Genomic DNA, 19,246 nt, shown 5'->3' with positions numbered 1-19,246 from the left:
TTGCCAATGCGGCATCAAGCTTTCCGCCTCGAAGTGGCCGAGGTCCTGATCTGGATAGACATTTGAACCTCATTTCGACGCGTCCTTGTAGTCAGCTGGTGAAACAGTTCCGCCGCCCGTTACAAAGACGGGTATGGCATGTGTGGTATCGGGTCTCGGTTTCGGCATCGCTAGGATGCGACCCAGGTTTCGAAGTTTTTGCTCAAGCATACTGATCCAGCGGTCTGCGGCAGCTTCTCCATCGGCTTGTTGTTGCATTACTACTAGTGCGGCCGCCATATTGTCGCGCAGCGTTTGCAGCCGTGCGGTTTCCTCCTCGCTCATGGTGCGATGATAGTGCTGGCAGCCGTCAAAGCATTGCAGATAGTGTCGGCAAGGGGACAATGCGAAGTCATGGGTGCAAACACCCCAAGGTGTCAGGTGGACACCGCCTGCAAATGTCTGCAAAAACGTTTCGGCCTCTACTGGAGAGTGGTGAAGCAGGCCTTGATAGGCTGTGGTGAGCGGTCCCTGCAGCTTCCCGTTTCGTATTGCTTGTTGCACCAATGGGATTTTCTCACGGTACTGTAGCTGCTGAAGTTGACGTAACCACTGTGTGGATTCAGCCGGCGTGGGGTGTTGGTAAACGGCAGTTTGCTCTGCGCTTTTCCGCCCCATAGCCAAGGTTTGCTGCAGGTGAGTCATGCCACCTTTGTCGTACAGCATATTGCGGTAATGTCTGAGTGAATGGGTAAAGATGCGCATTGGTTGGCGCTGGCCATTTTCATCAACGAGATGCAGACCACGTCGGTCGTAGATGGATCCTCCCTTGACATTACCGAGGGCTCGGTCGATGTCGTTGACATTCACGAGCTTGGGAAGCAGTCGCAAGACCGTTGTATGCGTCGGGGCAAATTGCCCTTCGAATTTAACGCAAAGAGATTGACTTAGACGGAGTTGGCATTTTCCTCGCTTGTCTTGCAGGATGGTCAATCGATATTGTTGAGGGCCAATGCTTTTCTCGATGTCTCCGGCGCGATAGCGAATCTCACTCAATGGCGCGCCATTTTCACGTCTGCCGTAAACTGGAATTTGGCGATTGGATAGGAATGCCCTGAGACTTTTATGCGATGGGCACGCTATATATGGTTGCAACTCTTCTAATGACACGGCCGCATGTGACACAAATGGCCATAGCCTGTCTGGATGACGCTCTTGCCAAGCCGCGATTGCGCGTGCCGGTGCGCACAGTTTGGTCAGTTCCGAAACGGCACGGCGCGCGATGGGCACGTCTTGTTCGGCTAGCCAGTTAATCGCCAATTCGAACCCTTTCTCCGGAAAGTACCGGATGCCGCAGCGCTGTCCTGCGGGTGTTTTCTCCTGGACCCAGCAATCGACAGGCAGTGCAAGTGTCTCGCCGATTCGTGTGCCGAGGACAAGCTGCAAATCGAGAATGCGCAGGAGAATTCGTTCGTTGTCATCTAATGGCGACGCGGAGCATTGGGCCAACGCCCGCAGCGCAGCCTCGTCTGGCAATTTGCTGGCTTGTCGGCGCATATCCGGCCAGTTCTCGGAGATGGGCTCGGCGGCGCTATATCGCCTAGTGCTGCCAGAGTACTGTAGCGGTATCGGTGTGATGCCATGGTCGTCGAATGAGAGCGCTAGACGACGCAATAAGAAGTCGAAATTTCGTAATGTCGAAGCAGCCGGGTGTCGACGCTCCCGGACGGCCAGCGCTTCGAGGAGATCGGCAGGTATTAGCTGCGCAGGGCTGTCACTGCCGCGTGTCACCATCACTGTGAATACCGTCCGTATGACACCCAGGTAGTTTTCCAGCGGCGTTGCTCCGGACCGGTTCTGATGCCAGTGGAGCAGCACCAGTGCTTTGGCCGTGTCCTGAAATGTCTGTGGCAATGGTGGCTGCTGCCGTCGGCTGGAGGCTGGTGAACCAGAAAAATGCCACCAGACGTGCTGGGCGCCTATTCGCCGGAACTGCAGCCAATGGGTGACTTCCCAGGCATCATCATGCCAGTCCGCCTTTAGCGGCAATGCATCAAACAATGCCTTTCCGCGGGCGATAAGTGCATCTAGTCCGAGGTTCATCGCGCGGCCTTTCGGAGCGTGTCGCAAAGCGTTTGCACTGCGCGTGCCACTGCAATGGGGTGCTCGTTTTGTACCGCGATCGGATTGACCGTATTACCTGAACCCGCCAGTAGCTGGAGGTGCTCGGCTGCCATAGCGGTCGCCACCGCAGCGTGATCGCCATCGACAAACGGCGTGAAATCCTGGCAACCGTAGCAGGCGTAAACGGGGTTTTTGGGGCATCGGTTTGGTGCGGGAAGTGCGCACAGACCGATGTTGCCAATATAGCGGTTGGCGACTACACCTTGGATCACTTCGGCGGCTGGTGCCGTTGATGTGCGGGGAATAGGTGATCTGCCACTTAGCCACCCCAGTAATTCACCGTATTCTGGATTTAACCCCAACGCGCGAGTCTTGATACTTGCGATGTCGGAGCGGGCCCGAACATAGACCAACACGCTACTCAGACTGGAGTGATCCAAAAGCTCTGCAATGACCTCGGCTGGTGCGCCTAGATCGGCGAGCTTCTGCGCCATGTGATGTCTCAGGGTATTGGCGGTGCGTCCTTTGCCAACTCGTTGACATAGCGTTGTCGCTATTGCGACTGCCAACGTGTCGTGGGCCATCCGCTTGGCGAAGTTCTTGCTCGGCAGTCTCCTTCCCGCAGCATTGAGTCTGGTGCGGAACAGAGGTAGTTCTGAGCCGCCACTACCATAGAGCAGCCGGTTCTGCACAATTAGCAGCAACAGTTTTTCGCCAAGTTCATTGCTGATTGCGCGCCGTTTGTAGGCTCGGTTGACATGCCGCTGTTTCGCGCGCAGCGCGTCAACCGCGAAGTAACTCCCGGCCGGGGTTTGGGTGAATATGAGATGGCGCTCCTCCAATCCTCGGATCTGAGTTGGGCGTAGTCCAAGTTCCCAGCAGATTTGCAACAGGCACTCATTACGCAAGCTATTTGATTCCAGAGATGGGGTGGTATTGAAGCTATCAATGAGTTTCCGCTCTTCCGCAGGATTGAGCGAACGGTGTCGAGCGCGTGAATCGACTAGTTGCAGGGGAGGCAGATGCTTTATTGTCTCCAGCACGCGGAGCATGGGGCGGATGAATCCTGGTGCTTGCTGTCGCAATGCGAACCGGTAGAAGTTACGTAGGAATATGTGCTGTGTTTTGGTTGTTCGTATTGCCAGCTCAATGAAGTTAGCTTCGGCAGCGGTTGGCCACTGAGCAATCTCATCCTGAAACTGCAGCAGAAAGCGGCCCGCCATCACTCCTGTTCTTGGCGCAGATATGGTGAGCCGATGAATGACATAGTGTTGCATCAGGTTTCTCATATCTCCCTGAATATGTAGCCTCCTCCAGTCAATGGACCCGTAATGCTCATGTCGCCAGACAGTGCCTCGGGTATCGATAATGCGCGACTCCTCGGGGTGACAGGTGCGAATGACAACGTGCCCTGGATTGTCAAAGCAATAGCGAAACTCCTGAGTTGCAGAAGGCGGCAAAGTATTGGGTTGTGCTGTAGCCATAGTGGTTTTGCGCCTTTTTACTGGGCTTCTTTGGCAATGCGCTGGCGCGCGAGATTGTGGTGGTCGGCTTGTTCTTGCAGGAATTTTTGCGTGTAGCGTTGCGGCATCGTCGATGTCATCGACCAGCCACACAGCACTCGCAGCTGATCTTGACCCGACTCATGCGTCAGGCCTGCTTCCTGAGTGCAGTAGGCAAGGAAGTTGTGGCAAAAGGTGTGACGCAGTTGATGTGGACGCACATGGCAATCCAATTGCTTTCCCAACACCTGCAATAGGTAATTGACTTGTCCTTCAGCGAGCGGCCGGCCGCGCTCGGATAAGAACAGATAGGTTTGTGACAGCTTGATTGGGCGCCCTTTACGGCGGGGTCGACGTTCGTGTTGAATGTATTGAATGAGACTGTCGTACAGGACTGGTGGAATGGCCACAACTCTGGGGCCTGTTTTCTGACCCGGCTCATTGCGTCGGAGATCGGTAGGGTCATCGCGGTGGATCGCGACACGGACAAAACAGCTACCCTCAATGTCTCGGCCAATATCATTGGTCTTGAGCTTGAGTAGTTCGCCGCGTCGAAGACCGGTTGCCAATAACAGTTCCACGATCAATGCATTTCGCAGCCGCAACTGCGGGCGAAACGGATTTTGAGGATGATCGGGCCGTACTAACGCACAGAGCGCAACTACGCTATCTTCATCGAGGCCGGTCACTAGCACAGGGCTTTTTCCGCGCACCTGCATCCCCTTAAAGAGTGACTGAAGTTGCTCGTCGAGCGCCTCATAGATAGCGCCAGCGTGAATCAGTTGTGGAACAGGGGGCAGATAACGACGCAGACACCACAGCAAGAAGGCTTGTATGGCACCGAGATAATTCTGCAGGGTCTCCGGTGTCAGTGGCTTGGCCGATGCAGACAGCAGCACGATAGCTGCTTCGTCATTTGTCAGCTCGTAACGAGTCCTGACCCGGAGCCATCGGGAAAAGGCTTCCAGTTGACGTGGTGCCGGTAGTTGGCCCTGAGCCAGTAGCAACTCGAGATCGATAACGTCATGACTGACTTCGTAGCACCAACGGTAAAATAGCTTCAAAGCCAGCGCGTCTCGGCGCAAGGTCTTAAAACGAACGTAGCGGCGTTGTAGGGATAGATAGAGCAGAGGCAGCAATAGTGGTTGCTGGGTTTCGGGATGCACCAGGAGCAACATGCGCTCGCCGCTCGGAGCTATGACAGTCTCGACTTTAAACATCGTTCAATCCATGGGATCGAATAGTGCACAGCACCCTCAACCGGTGAACGATATTAGAACAGTTGGGAAAACCTGCATTCTTTCTGCTGAAATGCCCTTATGTCACATTTGTTGCAAATGAGAGCTACACTGATGCGAAAAGGAGGCACTAGTGAGCAAATGAGAACTTCGAAGCTAACCCTGCAGCAGGAACAACAGGAATGGAGTGACCGGCTGCAGCAGGATCTGCGGCTGCAGCGACTGCAGTTGCCGAGCCTGCCGGAAATCACTCAGCGTCTGCGTGAAGCCGTGGCCGACCGTAATATTTCGGTGCGGGCATTGGCGCAAGTGTTGTCCGCCGAACCGGTGCTGGTGGCCAAGCTGATGCAAGCGGCCAGCGCCTCGTGGATCGGTTTGGAGCCGCCCGCCAATCTTGAAGTCGCGATCACGCGCATCGGCATGCAAAGCGTGCGCGGCATTGTCTACAACTATTGTCTGTCCAAATTGTTCAAGGAGCGGCAAACCGGTCCGCTGCGCGATGAGCTGCGCAAGATCTGGCAGCGCGCCACCTTGACCGCTGCCTGCGCGCAGATGCTGGCCAGCAAACTGGCGCTGGAAAACAGTCACGCCTTGCTGGCGGGCATGATGCACAACATCGGCGCCTTGCCGATTTTGTCGCTGTTTGGCCAGCAACGAGAATTGGCCGGCCGCATCGATTTGATGAAACTCTTGCTGGCCAGTGATCAGGCGCTGCTCGGCGAAGCCATTTTGCAGCACTGGCAGATGCCGGACGATGTCATCGCGGTGCCACGCGGATTGGCGCACGAAGGTGATGCCGACTCACCGGTGACGGTTGATGTCATCCGGCTGGCACTGGAACTGGCCAAGTGGCAGGAAGTGCCCAATTCGACAGTGCCGGCAATCGACAATTTTCCGCCGGCGCAGCGGCTGCATGTCGACCGCCGCAAACTGGAGCCGTGGCTGACGCAATCGCGCAAGGAGATTCAGTCGTTCCTCCAGATGCTGCAGAATTGACCGCAGATCATCACAACCCGCAATGGGAAGACGCCTGAGTCATGTTGGCAGAAGCCTGGATGTGGTTACGTGCGCGCTGCACGGCGCCAGCGCGCCGACTCGGTCATCTGGCCGAGGCCATTGCGCTCGATGCGCGTGCCAAGCGTCAGCGCTTGCCTTGGCAAGACCATCTCGCGCACACTCGCGCGGCCATTTTGCAGGTCGCGGCGCAGTGTCCGTCGCGGCGTTGCGCGGTGGTCCTCGGCTCCGGCAGTTGTCATGATGTGCCGCTGGCAGAATTGTCAGCGCAGTTCGAACGCGTCTTGCTGGTTGATATCGTGCATCTGCCGGCCGTGCTGGCACGCAGCAAATCCTTCCCGAATGTTCAGACTATCCAAGCCGATCTGACTGGCGTTGCCGACTGGCTGGCGGCGCGTCGCGGCTGCGTCAGCGCCGATGAACTCGCCGCGCTCGTGCTGGCCGTGCCGCCAGTGTTGCAAAAGAGCGATATCGATTTTGTTGCTTCGGTCAATCTGCTGTCGCAATTGCCGGTCAAGCCGGTCGAATACCTGCAGCGAAACTCTCCGACACTGGCGCTGACTGACCTGAATGCGTTTGCTTGGCGGTTGCTGCGCGCTCATGTCGCGGCCTTGCAGACGCTGACCGTGCCGGTGTGTCTGGTGACCGATGACTGGCAGCGCACCTGGAATCGCCAGCAGCAACTGGTCGAACAAACCGCCCTGGTGCAGGCGCTGGGTTTGAGCGATCAGGTCTTTGCCCGCTGGCGCTGGCCCTTGGCCCCGGTAGGTGAATTGCCGGACGGTCATCACGCCGAGCACGAAGTGGTCGCCATCCGCTGCTGAATCTTCTCCGGTTGCGTATGTCGCAATGCATCCGATCGCTGCCTGGTGGTCTTGCTCGGGGTTTCTGCTCGGCGTTTTTGCTCGGTATTGTTACTCGGTATCGGTACCCGGCATTAGTCCAGGTATTGGTTCCATGTCTTGGTTCCAGGCATGGTTACGGTTGTCCTGCCCGAGCCCAGCCGTTATAAAGACCGCTAGGCTGGCGCCATCAGGTGCGGTGCGCCGGCCATCGTTCACGTGGTTTCTTGTTGATTCGGTTCCAACCGGAGAGGTTTTCTGATGACTCTGTTCAGGTTTTCTTCGGCCGACGCGCGACGCGTCTCGGCCCTCGCACTTGCCATGACATGTACCAGCGTGACTATGGCGGCTGCCAGCCATGCCGACGCTGGCAAAGAGCTGATTTCTTCGCAGCGCATTCTCGACCATATCAAGGTGCTGGCTTCCGATGCGTTCGAGGGCCGCGGCCCCGGCACCGTCGGCGAGGAGAAAACCGTTGCTTACTTGAGCGAGCAGTTCAAGGCTGCCGGCGCCATGCCCGGAAATCCAGATGGCAGTTGGGTGCAGAACGTGCCGCTGGTCGGCATCCGCAGTACGCCAAGCTGGAGCTTCGAAGGTTGCGCCAGCGAACTGAAACTGTCGGCGCCGGATGAATACGTTGCCTGGACAACGCAGGTCAAGCCGCAAGTCGAGATCAAAGCCTCGGATCTGGTTTTCGTTGGTTACGGCGTGGTTGCGCCGGAATACGGTTGGGACGATTACAAAGGGCTGGACGTCAAAGGCAAAACGCTGGTGATGCTGGTGAATGATCCGGCGATTCCGGATCCGACGGACCCGAGTAAGCTCGACAGCAACATGTTCAAAGGTAAGGCCATGACCTACTACGGTCGCTGGACTTACAAATACGAAATCGCTGCTGCAAAAGGCGCTGCCGGCGCCATCATCGTGCACGAAACCGGGCCGGCTTCGTACCCTTACGAGGTGGTGCGCAACAACGGCGTCGGTGAAAACATGACCCTGAAGCCAACCGACGGCAACGCCGGTGATGTGCCGATGCGTTCCTGGATACGCGAAGACAAAGCCCGCGCCTTGCTGAAGGGCTGTGGTCAGGATTTCGATGCGCTGAAGGCGGCGGCACTGAAGAAAGATTTCAAGCCGGTGCCATTGGCGACCAAGCTCACCGCCAGCATCAGCAACAGCCTGCGGGAAATGCAATCGAAAAACGTGGTGGCGCTGGTGCCAGGGGCGGACAAACATCACAAAGATGAGTATGTGGTTTACACCGCGCACTGGGATCATCTCGGTAAAACCGAGGAGGGCGGCCAGACCCATATTTTCAATGGCGCGGTCGACAATGCTTCCGGTGTGGCGGCCTTGATTGAAATGGCACGCACTTTCGCCGCCGACAAAAAAGCGCTGAGGCGCAGCGTATTGTTTGTCGCGGTGACAGCGGAAGAGAAAGGTCTGCTCGGTTCCAAATACTATGCCGACAATCCGCTTTATCCGCTGAAGAAAACCGTGGCCAACCTGAACATCGATTCGATGCAGCCGTGGGGCAAGACTCGGGACATTCAGGTGGTCGGTTACGGTCAAACCACCATCGAAGACTTGATTGAACACAACGCCGAACTGCAGGGCCGCCATGTCACACCGGATAGCCGGCCGGAAAGTGGTGGCTATTTCCGCTCCGACCATTTCAATCTGGTCAAGAAAGGTGTGCCGGCGGCCTTTTTGGAAGGTGGCGAAGACGTGATCGGCAAGCCGGAAGGTTACGGTGAGCAGAAAGGCAAAGAATACGGCTCACACGATTATCACAAGGAAGATGACGACATCAAACCGGATTGGGATATCGCCGGATTTGGTCAGGATGCCGAGCTGTACTATCTGGTTGGCCGTGATCTGGCCCGCGATTTGAAAAATGTCGATTTCAAACCGGGTTCGGAATTCAAGGCAGTCCGGGAGCAGCTGCTGAAAAATTGATAACGGACGGGCAGGCGCGTGACGTCATGCGCCTGCCCGTCAACTCACGCGGAGTGCAAATGGCCAGGCGCAGGGACTTGTTTGAGTTGAGTTTTGAACACAAGCGACAGGCGCCGCTGTCAGCGGCACGCTTTCGGCATCGACTTTACGGTTATCTGGGATTTGCTCTGCTGGTCATTGCCGTCGCCTTGTCGATTGGCATGTTGGGTTACCATTTCATCGAAGGCATGCGCTGGATTGATGCATTTTTGAATGCGGCGATGATCCTGGGTGGCATGGGACCTGTGTCGGAACTGAAAACGGATCTCGGCAAGCTCTTTGCTGGTTGCTACGCCTTGTTCGCCGGGCTGGTGTTTCTGGCTGCCGCCGGTTTGATCTTTGGTCCGCTGGTGCACCGGTTGTTGCATCGCTTCCATTTTGCCGAAGACGACAGCGCTGCGGGGGAGTGAAGACCGATGCCTGCCAGCACACATTACCCCTTGCCGGGCGGCTGCGATTGCCGCCGCGTTCGCTATCAGTTGCAGACAGCGCCGCTGTTTGTCCACTGCTGTCACTGCCGTTGGTGTCAACGCGAAAGTGGCGCCTCGTTTGCCTTGAATGCGATGATCGAGGCCGATCGGGTCCTGCTTCTGGCGGGGGAACCGGAACTCATCGACACACCATCGGAAAGCGGCAGGGGCCAGAAGATTGCCCGTTGTCCGCATTGCCGGTTGGCACTTTGGAGTCATTACTCCGGTGCCGGCCCGATGGTCAGTTTTGTCCGAGTCGGCACCTTGGATGATCCGGATCATCTGCCACCTGACATTCATATTTTTACCGCGTCGAAACAGCCCTGGCTGGTGCTTCCGGCAAATATTCCCGCTGTGCCGGAATACTATGACCGTGATCGCTATTGGCCGGCAGCGAGTCTGGCGCGCCGCGCTATCTTGCTGGCACGCAATACCGGTGCGTCGGCGTCTTGAGCACAGAATGAGAAGGCGCCGCCGGACATGAGATTCGATATCTACGGTCGCTTTGAGCTGGATGTGCGCTGGGAACATGGCCAGTGGGTTGCCTATCGCAGTGCCATGGGGCTGCGCAGGAAAGAAACGGCAGTGAACTTCCCGGCTGGAATTGAGGAGTCGGAATTGGCATGCTTCCTCGATGATGTCTTTCATGAACTGGCGGGGCCCGGGCAAACGATTCGTATGCTCAAGTGATGGCATAACGCGCACTGAACGTAGCTGAGCAAAGCAAATTCGATCAGGTTTGAACAGGCTTGAGCCAGTTCGAGCAGACTCGCGTAGCGCGGATTGGTCGAGGGGGTTAAGCGTGGTGAACGGTATGGATAATGAACTTGATGGCTGGTCGCGCGAACAGTTGATCGCAGAAGTCAAACGCCTGCGGCAGGGTATCCGTGAGCATCGTGACAGCACCGGTCACGATCTGTGCTGGCACCACCCGGCGTTGTGGGGCCTGTTGCCGGAGCAAACGGATCCGCAGCCGACTGTGCCGGAATGGCCGGTGTTCATTCAGGGCTGCATACGCTACCGGCAATCACTGGATGAGCAAGCGCCGCAGTTGCCGCGTACCGATCAGCACTATCAACCGTGATGGCATGACCTCGCGCTACCGTGGCGAATGGTTGAGTGATTGAGTGTTTGTGTGTTTGAAAGAGAGGAAGGGTGAAATGTCGGTTTGTTGGCGCGCGATCTGCTTGGCATTGTTCCTGACTCCTTGGCCGGCATTCGCGGTCGAACCCGGACAAGCGCCATCCGGCGGACCTTCAGGTGACGTGCCGGCAAACGAAACAAAAGCAAGTGAATTACCGACTATTGGGTTGTTGAAAGCAGAACCGTTGCCGCTGCAGACAAATGCCGGCAGTCAATATCCCCAGCTTTTTGCCGCGAATGGGCAGGTGCTGATGAGCTGGCTGGAAAAAGTCGACGGTGCGCCAGCGTCATTGTGGTTTGCCAGTTTGCAGGGCAAACAATGGTCAGCGCCGACAAAGATTTCAAGCGGTGACAACTGGTTTATCAATTGGGCCGATTTTCCGTCGCTGGTAGCCTTGAGCGACGGCACGCTGGTGGCGCACTGGCTGCAGAAATCGGCGCCCGACAGCTACGCCTATGATATCCGTCTGGTCTTTTCTCCGGACCACGGTCGGCATTGGTCGGCACCGTTCTCACCGCATGATGACGGCACGCCAACCGAGCATGGCTTTGTCACCTTGCTGCCGCAACGTGACAACACGCTGTCGGTCGTGTGGCTGGATGGTCGCGAGGCTCGCGGTGATGCAGAAACGATGCAGTTGCGTCATGCGAGCTTTGATCGTGAAGGCAAAAAACTGACCGAGCAGGTCATCGACAGCGATACCTGCACTTGCTGTCAAACGACGGCGACGACGCTGCCGGACGGTATCGTCGTCGGTTATCGCGATCATGCCGCCAACGAGATTCGCGATATCGCCACACTGCGCTGGCAGCGCGGTAGCTGGAGCGCACCGCAAATCGTCCATGCCGACAATTGGGAAATCCCCGGTTGCCCGGTCAACGGCCCCGCGTTGGCCAGCTTTGCCCAGCAGCTGGCTGTTGCCTGGTATACCGGTGGCCAGAATATTCCGAGGGTTCAGGTCGCCTTTGCCGGTGCAGATGGCGCGTTTGGTGCGCCGTTGCGGGTCGATACCGGGCGCCCGTTGGGCCGTGTGGCGTTGGTCATGGTTTCGGCCCATCAAGCGGTTGTCAGTTGGCTGGAGCGGGACGGTGAGCAGGCCGCATTGCGGCTGCGCCGAATTGATTTGGAACAACAGCAATTGCGTGCCGGCCCGGTACACACCTTGGTGCATACCGGACTCGGACGCAGCAGCGGCTTTCCTCGGCTGGTCATTCAAGGCGACAACATCATTGCTGCCTGGACCGATACCAGCGAAGCGAAAATGCCGCAGGTACGCTCGTTGGCGATACCGCTGGCCAAGCTGTGACATTGACGACAAGTCAATTTAACGCAACGCAACCCAACTCAATCGAACAGGGAACAAGTTTGACTACAACACTTTATCGGTGCCACCAATGGTTTTTGCTATCGCTTGGTGTTCTTTGTCTGACTGCGTGCAGCGACGATGGCAAGCGCTTCAGTGCCAAAGGAGTTGACCTGCGGCAACATAGCTATCTGCAACTTGATATGGTTCAGTTATCGGATGGCAAAACGGTCGAGATCTGCGCGGCGTTTCAGCGCAGCGCCAAACGAGGCGACTGGATCGGTGAATATATCCAGACGTGGTGGACATTGACGCCGCAGCAGCAGTTGTCGGTCAATGGCAACGTGCTGAAGGCCAATTTCAATCGCGGGCCCGGCGAGCACTTTTTTGCGCCCCGACATTATTGCGCGACCTTGGCGACGGCACCGCAATATCACCTGGAGTGGCGCGACGATGTCTTGGGGCATCGTGCGACCGATGATGTGCTGGCCCTGCCGGATCTTCAGCCGGGCTTGGTTCGTGATCCGGATCAGTCCATCCGGATTCAATGGCAAGTCGAGCCGCAATCTGACGAACAGTTGTTTTTGGATATCACGTCTGCAGAACCAGCCTTACCGGTGGCAAACAATGGCGAGTACAGCGAGTGGCCCCAGCATGGGGCAGGCAGGATATACGGCAGCAGCGGACGACTGAAACTGCATTCGCAAACGCAGGCCATTGGCGTACGATTCATGCATACCCGACTGGATAGCCGCGCTTTGCTTGGTTTCCGCGGGGTCGGCAATCGATTGCATCAATATCGCGAGACGGACGCCAAGCTTTTTCTACCGCCAAGGCTGTGATGATGGCCGCCTCCGGCAGGCGTGTTTCTGCAGAACCGCTGCTCATCGCTGGGTGGCCATTATGACACTGACCGGTGTCAGTGCCGGTGCGTCCGGTCTTGGTGGTTACGTCATGGCATCACCAGACGTCATCACGTTGTCAGTCTGCTGTGGGCGCTCAGCTTCTTTAATTGGCGCAAGGGAGGGACCCGACATGTCGGCCTGGATGGATCAATTCAGCAAAATCTTGACGTTGATTTCACTGGCAATCGCCACTACCGCGGCGTGGTATGCCTTGCCGCTCGATGCGCAGTTGAAAGCGCTGCAAGCCGAAACGGTGCGTCTGGACAATGCGCTCAAACTGTCCGATGCCGAAATGAAACGGCTGGAGTCTTCGCGAGCCTTGAGTTTGCAGTTGTATCAGGAGGTCAAGGCGGTGCTGAGTGCCAAGGAGCACAACGCCCGTGAAGAAGAGGCAATGCGGGTGCTGGTGGATTCGCTGGCCGAAGACCCGTTTCGCTGGAAACTGCTGCAGGCCATCGCAGTGGCTGCCGGTGACCCGACCGTCAAACAAAAAGCCGAAGCGTCGGCGACATTTTTCAAGGAAGAGGAACTCGCTCCTGCGGTTTCCCTGTCGAGTGCAAAAGTGGCGAATCCGGACAAGCCCTACGGAGCGATTCGGGTTGATGCATTCTATTGCGCCGATAATTCAGGAACCGGCAAAGCCAAGGCCGAGTCGACGCTGAGGCTGCGTGAAAGCAACAGTGCCGCCAGCTGGCGGGTGCGGGCGTTGCCGGACGAGATCAATGCCCGGCCGGGCTATCACATCGAGCAAAACCTGATTCGCTACAACCCGGACGAGCGCCAGGCCGCAGAGGCGCTGCAGGCCGATTTGAAGAAGTCTCTCGGCATCGATGTCGCGCTGGCCGAGATTCAGTACCCGACCCCGAATTACCTCAGTGTGTTCTATTGCCAGCGTAATTGAGCACTGCAGCTCGCTGGTGCCGGTCGCATTGGTGAGCTGAAGCCGAGCCGGTTTGGGTCAGTCCGGTTCCGGTATCAACTGAAATGCGGCGCTGCAGCATGGAATTCCTGCTGGATCCGGGCCGATTCCTGCCGCTTTGGCCCGATTTTCCTCTCTTCCCCTAAAGTTTCCGCCGGCCGGGCCGACTTCTTCTGCGTGACTCCCTGCCAAGGGGGCAGGGGTCGTGCGTTGGCGTTGGACGCCAGCTTGAGGGGATGCACTCGGTGCAACTCAACACGAATGTCGCGGCGCTTAACGCGCAGCGGCAACTCTATCAATCCAGTCAGTCTCTGGGCTTGCGCTTCCAGCGCCTGTCCTCGGGCTACAAAATCAACAGCGCCAAGGACGACGCTGCCGGATTGCAAATCAGCAATCGCTTGAGTGCCCAGGTCGGCGGGCTGGCACAGGCCATGCGCAATGCCAACGATGGCCTGTCGATGCTGCAAACTGCCGAAGGTTCGTTGCAGGAAGTCACCAACGCCATCCTGCGCATGCGCGATCTGGCCGTGCAGTCAGCCAACGGCAGCAACGGTCCGCAGGAGCGTGAAGCGCTGCAAAAAGAAGTCACCGCGCTGCAACAAGAAATTAACCGTATCAATGACACCACCCGCTTTGGTGGCAAATCGCTGTTCAGTCCGGCTGGAGCATCATCTTCAGCGACATTTGCCCAGCGCGTGGTGGTGATGGGCCTGAAAGCGGTCTGGTTGCCGGAAGCCGAAAATCGGGTCCGCGATTACTACGGCATTGTTGGCGATGGCGCGACCATTACTGTGGATTTGAATGATCCCAGTTCAGATGGTGCCGGTGGGGTATTGGCCTCGGTGAGTTACACCGGACTCGACGGCAACGGTCATACCACCGGCATGGAATTGAATGTCGACATGGCCGATTTCGTGCCGCCAAACCTGCCCGACGGCGGCAGCTCACCGTTCTTCAATGACCGCATCATCGGCCATGAAATGGTGCACGCCATCATGGGCCGAGCGACCAATTTCACGCCGGGCGCGTTGCCAAACTGGTTCATCGAAGGCACTGCCGAATTCATTCACGGCGCTGACGAACGCGTGGCCGGCGATACCGCCAACGGCACCAATACGGCGGCAGTCATGGCCGCTTTTGCCGCTGATGATGTCTCGGCAAGTGCCGGTTATTCTGCCGGCTATTCCGCTGTGCGCTATTTGCACGAACAGATTCAGGCTGCTGGCGGCAACGGTATCAAAGATCTGATGGTGTACATGAACGCCAACCCTGGCAGCAATCTGAGCACGGCACTGGCGAACGCCAGCAGCGGTGCCTATGCCAACCTTGCTGCATTTGAAGCCGACTTTACCGCCAACGGCGCTGCATTTATTGGCACGTTCAATTTTGCCAACGAGGATACCGGCGCGATTGGTGGTCTCGATGTTGATGGTGGTGCGGTCTACACCGCCAAGAGCGTGTTCCCGAACGTGGGTGATGGCAACGGCGTCAGCGATCAGCCGATGGACGGTTTCAATGTCGTGTTCCCGACCTTGGGTTCCGACAGCCTCGGCGGCGAGATTGTCAGTTTTCAGGTTGGTGCCAACCGCTTTGAAACCATCGATGCGGGTTTTGGTGGCGTCTCGACCACCAGTCTGGGTCTGACCGATCTGGATCTGATCAACGCGCCGCAATTCGCCGTGATGTTCCTTGATGACGCGCTGACCCAAGTCGATTCCCAGCGCGCCAAAATGGGCGCGGTGATGAATCGGCTGCAATCGACCATCGCCAATCTCGGCAACACCCGCGAAAACGCCGAAACCAGCCGCAGCCGTATTCGCGATGCCGATTTCGCCGTTGAAACCGCCGAGCTGGCCCGCAGCCAAATCCTGCAACAATTTGGTCTTGCCATCGCGCAACAAGCCAATCTCAGTTCCAACGGTGTACTGCAGTTGCTCGGCGCCTAGAACTATGGCGCAACAGTACCTTCATGCACTTGGTTTGAGTTAAGCTGCACGCCTTACGAATTAAGGCTCGTCATATTTTCCATGCTGGCATGTCCTGTCTGCGGTGCAACTCGATCCGCAATGGCCGTCAAACTTCGATTGACCTGCGTGGCTTGTGGTAGCCGCTATGTTCATGCCGCTGAGGTGGCGCGGCAGTCAACGATTCTGCTGTCGCAACGTGTGAAGGACCGTAGAGAGATTCTCGGTCTCGTACTGGTCAATTGTCTGGTATTAGCCGCTGCAATCTTCGGCGGATGGAGCAATTTCTCGCTGATGTTGACCTATTGGGCACAAAGTGTGCTCATCGGTATTAGCAATGCGGTGAGAATACTTCGCTTGCAGCGTTTTGATAGTGTCGGCGTTCGTTACGACGAGGGAATTCGTGAGCTCGCAAATCGAGAGAAGAGAAAGTGCATTGTCTCTTTTCTGTCTCATTACTTGTTTTTTTGCCTGTTACATCTTGTTTTTCTTCTCGTGCTTGGCAAAGGGCTTTACGCCGTTGATCTATTTTTCGGTCTCTGTCTGATTGCGCTAGTGTTCGAGCTGATGCTGGAGCATCGTCAGCAGGTCACGGTAGATAGACAAACAGTGCCCAATCTGGGGTTAATGTTTATTACGCCCTATATGCGCATTATCCCCATGCACTTGGTGATTATATTTGCCGGACAGGCGTTGGATTCGCTCGGCGGTATGTTGCTTTTTGGCTTGCTGAAGACCGCCGCCGATGTTGGTATGTTGCTGGTTGCGCAGGGGCCGCGGCGCAAGTCGCTTGGGCAGCACTGCGCCGAGTTAAGCCAGACTGGTTAAGTGAAAGCTCGAGGTGGTAGTGTTTTCTGACGCGGGTTTGCCGCAACGGTAGCGGTTTGCATCCGGATCGCCCGTCGGCAATGGCCGATGCCGGTGCCGTGGGGTTAAAAAACACCGCCGTTTGTGGTCTTTCTTATGGTTGCATATCAGCTGGCTTTCTTGGGTCGCCAGGCCCACAGCATTTCTGCCTGCAGCGGTTCATTGCCTTCGCTGTCGGTGACAGTGACTGCGATCACGATGTCGCCACGCTCATCGTTTTCAATGGCCCGCAGTTGCTCGGGGCTTAGCGTGGCAATGGCTTTCAGATCGCCTTGCGCGCGTTTGACGTAATTGACCTTCATCGTTTTCATCAGCGGCAGCTTGTCGTCCGGCAAGCTCATGCCGAGCACCAGGCCCGTCGCGGATTCTGCCAGCAGCGCCATGGCCGTGGCGTGTACGCCCTTGATGTGGTTCTGCACTTTGCGCCGGTTGCGGATCACCATGATCACGCGGCCGTGTTCGGCCTCGGTGATGCGGATGCGGGCAGTGGCGAAAAACTTCACCGCGCTACCGAACAAGAAACTCATCGCGAACGATTGCAGCGGCGCCGGCAAGCTTTTGCAGCGGGTGAACAAGCGGGATAGTCGATTGGGCTTCGTCATGACGGCACTCGTGGTACGACCAGTGATGGCCGATTATCACCAGCTCGCTCGGTCCTTGCAAGTGTGGAGATCGTCCAAGCGGTGCTTATTGATTTTCAGCCATGCTGATGTCGGTTATGAACAGAAACCCTCGGCCAAAAAAAAGCGACCCGAAGGTCGCTCTTTTTTGGCGGTTGGCGCCGTGTCTTTAACCGGCAGCGCAAACAAAAACGGAATCCGCCAACACGCTCACTTATTGCCGTTGGCCAGCGCGCTGCGGCTGCGGCTGAACGCAAAGTACACAATCAGACCGACAATCGCCCAACCGAGGAAGGCCGACTTGGTGAAGGTGTCGAGGCTCCAGAACAGCAGCAGACAGCCTGCCATCGCGGCCGGACCGACAAAGGCGATGAACGGGGTGCGGAACGGACGAACACGAGTCGGTTCGCGTTTGCGCAGCAACATCACACCCAGTGCGACCATGAAGAACGCGAACAGCGTACCGGAGTTGGTGATGTCGGCCAGCATGGACACCGGGAACATTGCGGCGAACAGCGAAACGGCGACGCCGGTGATCATGGTGACGACGTGCGGGGTGTGGAACTTCGGATGCACTTCCGAGAACAGCTTCGGCATCAGACCGTCACGCGACATGGTGAACAGAATGCGGGTCTGACCGTACATCATCATGATGATGACCGATGGCAGCGCCAGAATGGCGGCCGCAGCGACCCAGTTGCCGATCCGAGGATAGCCAATGGTGCGCAGCACGTAGGCCAGCGGTTCTTTCGACATCGACAATTCACCGCCCGGTTGCGCTCCGACCGCGCCGACTGCTGCGTAGGCAACCAGCAGATAGAACACGGTGCAGACGGCCAGCGAACCGATCAGACCGATCGGAATATTGCGGTTCGGGTTTTTGGTTTCTTCAGCGGCAGTCGAGACGGCATCGAAACCGACGTAGGCAAAGAAGATTGACGCGGCAGCACCGAGCACGCCCAAACCGGAAGACGACAGCGGACTGCCCCAGCCGTTCGGCAACATCGGTTCAAAGTTGGCGGTGTTGACGGAGCCGATGGCCAGCACCACGAAGACCGACAGCGCGGTAATTTTGATCGCGACCAGGAAGGCATTCACCCAGGCGCTTTTGCTGGTGCCGAGCACCAGCAGCGAGGTGACTACCAGCGCGACGACAAAAGCGATCAGGTTGAAGCTGCCGTTGACGACGGAGCCGTCAGCGAGCTTGACCGTATCCCACGGACCGGCGGTCAACGCGACTGGCAAACCCATGCCAATTTCACGCAGGAAACCGTTGGCGTAGCCGGACCAGCCGACCGATACCGCACCGGCGGCAACGGCGTATTCGAGGATCAGCGCCCAGCCCACCATCCAGGCGACGATCTCGCCAAGGACTGCATAGGAATAGGTGTAAGCGGAACCGGCGACCGGCACCATCGAAGCGATTTCGGCGTAGACCAGTGCGGTCAGCGCGCAGACGATGGCGGCGATCACAAAGGAATACATCATGCCGGGACCGGCTTTGTTTGCCGCGACCGATGTCAGCACGAAAATGCCGGTACCGATGATGGCGCCGACACCAAGCAGCACCAGCTGCAGGGCGCCGAGCTGGCGTTTCAGACCGCGTTGTTCTGCCGTGGCGAGAATCTGGTCCAGGGGTTTTACACGTTGGAAGAGCATTGCTGTCCTCAATGTCTCGTTATAGTTGCGGCATCAGTGATGCCGGTGTTTAGCGTTGCAAGTTGTGCTCAATGCAAAAGCGATGACCTTTCCACAAGTCGTCGCCGCTCCGGGTACTAGCGGCTGTAGCAAGCCTGGGCGGTTCGGGCGCGGCCTACCTTACTCGACACGGTCGGTGCCGGCAATGGAAAAGCAGCCGCCGAAAATCGCTGACATTTGTCGCCATCGCCGCCTGCTGGCTGCGCCGACCAGATGAGGTACCCATTGGCCATCTAGAGCCCGCTGGCCCGGGAATGGGTCGGCTTGGGTTGCTTGATGACAATGGTCCGAATTTGCACGCCGCGGGCGCGCAGGGCACCGTGCCAACGGTCTTCGGCCTCATTGTTGACCGGGCTGTCGCTGGGACTGACTTCGATCCGTTCCGGTGATTGTTTGACCTTGGCGGCGGCAGGGGCCGGGCGGTCGGAGAAATGGACCACGCCATTGCTGTCGGTCCAGCGATAGAGGCTGTCGGCCTGCACGACATGGCTACAAATCAGGCAAAACAGGGCGCATCCGGCCAAACGCAGCATTAACGATTCCTTTCTACTTCATCCTTGCGCCCAGTCATGGTGAGCGGGCGGGGCAAACCGGAACCGGGCAGGTTCAGCGGCGGGCGAATTGTGCCGATCCGGGCCGACCGCGTCCAGCATCGCGCC

The 19,246-nt window shown here is 57.4% G+C and carries 18 protein-coding genes; 12 read left to right on the top strand and 6 right to left on the bottom strand.

Features of this window, described 5'->3' with window-relative positions; all coding sequences use genetic code 11:
- Positions 1-69: 69 nt before the first annotated feature.
- From HPT27_RS14600 to HPT27_RS14590, 3 genes are all read right to left on the bottom strand, one after another.
- Complete coding sequence (locus HPT27_RS14600) at positions 70-2,082, bottom strand: hypothetical protein (RefSeq protein WP_172244717.1); 2,013 nt, start codon at positions 2,080-2,082, stop codon at positions 70-72.
- Positions 2,079-3,392, bottom strand: coding sequence for a site-specific integrase (locus HPT27_RS14595; protein WP_172244715.1), 1,314 nt, complete (start codon positions 3,390-3,392; stop codon positions 2,079-2,081). Before HPT27_RS14595 ends, HPT27_RS14600 begins: the two co-directional genes overlap by 4 nt.
- 212 nt (positions 3,393-3,604) lie before the next feature.
- Positions 3,605-4,825, bottom strand: coding sequence for a tyrosine-type recombinase/integrase (locus tag HPT27_RS14590; RefSeq protein WP_172244713.1), 1,221 nt, complete (start codon positions 4,823-4,825; stop codon positions 3,605-3,607).
- 159 nt (positions 4,826-4,984) lie between these two features.
- Between HPT27_RS14590 and HPT27_RS14585 the strand changes: the two genes are divergently transcribed.
- The 12 genes from HPT27_RS14585 to HPT27_RS14530 all read left to right on the top strand — a co-directional run bounded on the left by HPT27_RS14585 (position 4,985) and on the right by HPT27_RS14530 (position 16,230).
- Positions 4,985-5,839: an HDOD domain-containing protein gene (locus tag HPT27_RS14585; protein WP_172244711.1), complete on the top strand. Its 855-nt coding sequence runs from the start codon at positions 4,985-4,987 to the stop codon at positions 5,837-5,839.
- Between the two features lie 41 nt (positions 5,840-5,880).
- Positions 5,881-6,681: a hypothetical protein gene (locus HPT27_RS14580; RefSeq protein ID WP_172244710.1), complete on the top strand. Its 801-nt coding sequence runs from the start codon at positions 5,881-5,883 to the stop codon at positions 6,679-6,681.
- A 360-nt stretch (positions 6,682-7,041) separates the two neighbouring features.
- Positions 7,042-8,658, top strand: coding sequence for a M28 family metallopeptidase (locus HPT27_RS14575; RefSeq protein WP_172245407.1), 1,617 nt, complete (start codon positions 7,042-7,044; stop codon positions 8,656-8,658).
- Between the two features lie 59 nt (positions 8,659-8,717).
- Entirely contained in the window at positions 8,718-9,107 is a 390-nt protein-coding gene (locus HPT27_RS14570; RefSeq protein ID WP_172244709.1) for a hypothetical protein, read from the top strand.
- Positions 9,108-9,113: 6 nt separating this feature from the next.
- Positions 9,114-9,620 carry a GFA family protein gene (locus tag HPT27_RS14565; protein WP_172244708.1) on the top strand — a complete coding sequence of 169 codons (507 nt, stop codon included), beginning with the start codon at positions 9,114-9,116 and terminating at the stop codon, positions 9,618-9,620.
- Between the two features lie 27 nt (positions 9,621-9,647).
- Positions 9,648-9,857, top strand: a complete 210-nt coding sequence (locus HPT27_RS14560) for a DUF7661 family protein (protein WP_172244707.1) — start codon at positions 9,648-9,650, stop codon at positions 9,855-9,857.
- A gap of 124 nt (positions 9,858-9,981) precedes the next feature.
- Positions 9,982-10,251, top strand: a complete 270-nt coding sequence (locus tag HPT27_RS14555; protein WP_172244706.1) for a hypothetical protein — start codon at positions 9,982-9,984, stop codon at positions 10,249-10,251.
- A 310-nt stretch (positions 10,252-10,561) separates the two neighbouring features.
- Entirely contained in the window at positions 10,562-11,617 is a 1,056-nt protein-coding gene (locus HPT27_RS14550) for a sialidase/neuraminidase family protein (protein WP_172244705.1), read from the top strand.
- Entirely contained in the window at positions 11,614-12,456 is an 843-nt protein-coding gene (locus HPT27_RS14545; RefSeq protein ID WP_172244704.1) for a hypothetical protein, read from the top strand. The genes HPT27_RS14550 and HPT27_RS14545 overlap by 4 nt, the downstream gene beginning before the upstream one ends.
- Before the next feature lie 193 nt (positions 12,457-12,649).
- Complete coding sequence (locus HPT27_RS14540) at positions 12,650-13,420, top strand: hypothetical protein (protein WP_172244703.1); 771 nt, start codon at positions 12,650-12,652, stop codon at positions 13,418-13,420.
- Positions 13,421-13,674: 254 nt separating this feature from the next.
- Positions 13,675-15,384 (top strand): flagellinolysin, encoded by a 1,710-nt coding sequence (locus tag HPT27_RS19510; RefSeq protein WP_172244701.1) that lies wholly within the window; start codon positions 13,675-13,677, stop codon positions 15,382-15,384.
- A gap of 120 nt (positions 15,385-15,504) precedes the next feature.
- Positions 15,505-16,230 carry a DUF6498-containing protein gene (locus tag HPT27_RS14530; RefSeq protein WP_172244699.1) on the top strand — a complete coding sequence of 242 codons (726 nt, stop codon included), beginning with the start codon at positions 15,505-15,507 and terminating at the stop codon, positions 16,228-16,230.
- A 146-nt stretch (positions 16,231-16,376) separates the two neighbouring features.
- Here the strand turns inward: HPT27_RS14530 and HPT27_RS14525 are convergent, their stop codons facing one another.
- From HPT27_RS14525 to HPT27_RS14515, 3 genes are all read right to left on the bottom strand, one after another.
- Entirely contained in the window at positions 16,377-16,871 is a 495-nt protein-coding gene (locus HPT27_RS14525; protein WP_172244697.1) for a DUF4442 domain-containing protein, read from the bottom strand.
- A gap of 228 nt (positions 16,872-17,099) precedes the next feature.
- On the bottom strand, positions 17,100-18,548 hold the full coding sequence (locus HPT27_RS14520; RefSeq protein WP_172244695.1) for an amino acid permease: 1,449 nt from the start codon (positions 18,546-18,548) through the stop codon (positions 17,100-17,102).
- A 272-nt stretch (positions 18,549-18,820) separates the two neighbouring features.
- On the bottom strand, positions 18,821-19,120 hold the full coding sequence (locus tag HPT27_RS14515; protein WP_172244693.1) for a DUF4124 domain-containing protein: 300 nt from the start codon (positions 19,118-19,120) through the stop codon (positions 18,821-18,823).
- Positions 19,121-19,246: the final 126 nt, after the last annotated feature.

This window comes from Permianibacter fluminis (assembly GCF_013179735.1).
Lineage (GTDB): Bacteria > Pseudomonadota > Gammaproteobacteria > Enterobacterales > Permianibacteraceae > Permianibacter > Permianibacter fluminis.
This window is presented reverse-complemented; position numbering and strand designations above follow the sequence as displayed.

Bases quoted from the DNA above. Each gene is read 5' to 3' on its own strand.
- HPT27_RS14600 (WP_172244717.1), bottom strand. From the start codon at position 2,082: ATGAACCTCGGACTAGATGCACTTATCGCCCGCGGAAAGGCATTGTTT.
- HPT27_RS14595 (WP_172244715.1), bottom strand. From the start codon at position 3,392: ATGAGAAACCTGATGCAACACTATGTCATTCATCGGCTCACCATATCT.
- HPT27_RS14590 (WP_172244713.1), bottom strand. From the start codon at position 4,825: ATGTTTAAAGTCGAGACTGTCATAGCTCCGAGCGGCGAGCGCATGTTG.
- HPT27_RS14585 (WP_172244711.1), top strand. From the start codon at position 4,985: ATGAGAACTTCGAAGCTAACCCTGCAGCAGGAACAACAGGAATGGAGT.
- HPT27_RS14580 (WP_172244710.1), top strand. From the start codon at position 5,881: ATGTTGGCAGAAGCCTGGATGTGGTTACGTGCGCGCTGCACGGCGCCA.
- HPT27_RS14575 (WP_172245407.1), top strand. From the start codon at position 7,042: ATGGCGGCTGCCAGCCATGCCGACGCTGGCAAAGAGCTGATTTCTTCG.
- HPT27_RS14570 (WP_172244709.1), top strand. From the start codon at position 8,718: ATGGCCAGGCGCAGGGACTTGTTTGAGTTGAGTTTTGAACACAAGCGA.
- HPT27_RS14565 (WP_172244708.1), top strand. From the start codon at position 9,114: ATGCCTGCCAGCACACATTACCCCTTGCCGGGCGGCTGCGATTGCCGC.
- HPT27_RS14560 (WP_172244707.1), top strand. From the start codon at position 9,648: ATGAGATTCGATATCTACGGTCGCTTTGAGCTGGATGTGCGCTGGGAA.
- HPT27_RS14555 (WP_172244706.1), top strand. From the start codon at position 9,982: ATGGATAATGAACTTGATGGCTGGTCGCGCGAACAGTTGATCGCAGAA.
- HPT27_RS14550 (WP_172244705.1), top strand. From the start codon at position 10,562: ATGAGCTGGCTGGAAAAAGTCGACGGTGCGCCAGCGTCATTGTGGTTT.
- HPT27_RS14540 (WP_172244703.1), top strand. From the start codon at position 12,650: ATGTCGGCCTGGATGGATCAATTCAGCAAAATCTTGACGTTGATTTCA.
- HPT27_RS19510 (WP_172244701.1), top strand. From the start codon at position 13,675: ATGCACTCGGTGCAACTCAACACGAATGTCGCGGCGCTTAACGCGCAG.
- HPT27_RS14530 (WP_172244699.1), top strand. From the start codon at position 15,505: ATGGCCGTCAAACTTCGATTGACCTGCGTGGCTTGTGGTAGCCGCTAT.
- HPT27_RS14525 (WP_172244697.1), bottom strand. From the start codon at position 16,871: ATGACGAAGCCCAATCGACTATCCCGCTTGTTCACCCGCTGCAAAAGC.
- HPT27_RS14520 (WP_172244695.1), bottom strand. From the start codon at position 18,548: ATGCTCTTCCAACGTGTAAAACCCCTGGACCAGATTCTCGCCACGGCA.
- HPT27_RS14515 (WP_172244693.1), bottom strand. From the start codon at position 19,120: ATGCTGCGTTTGGCCGGATGCGCCCTGTTTTGCCTGATTTGTAGCCAT.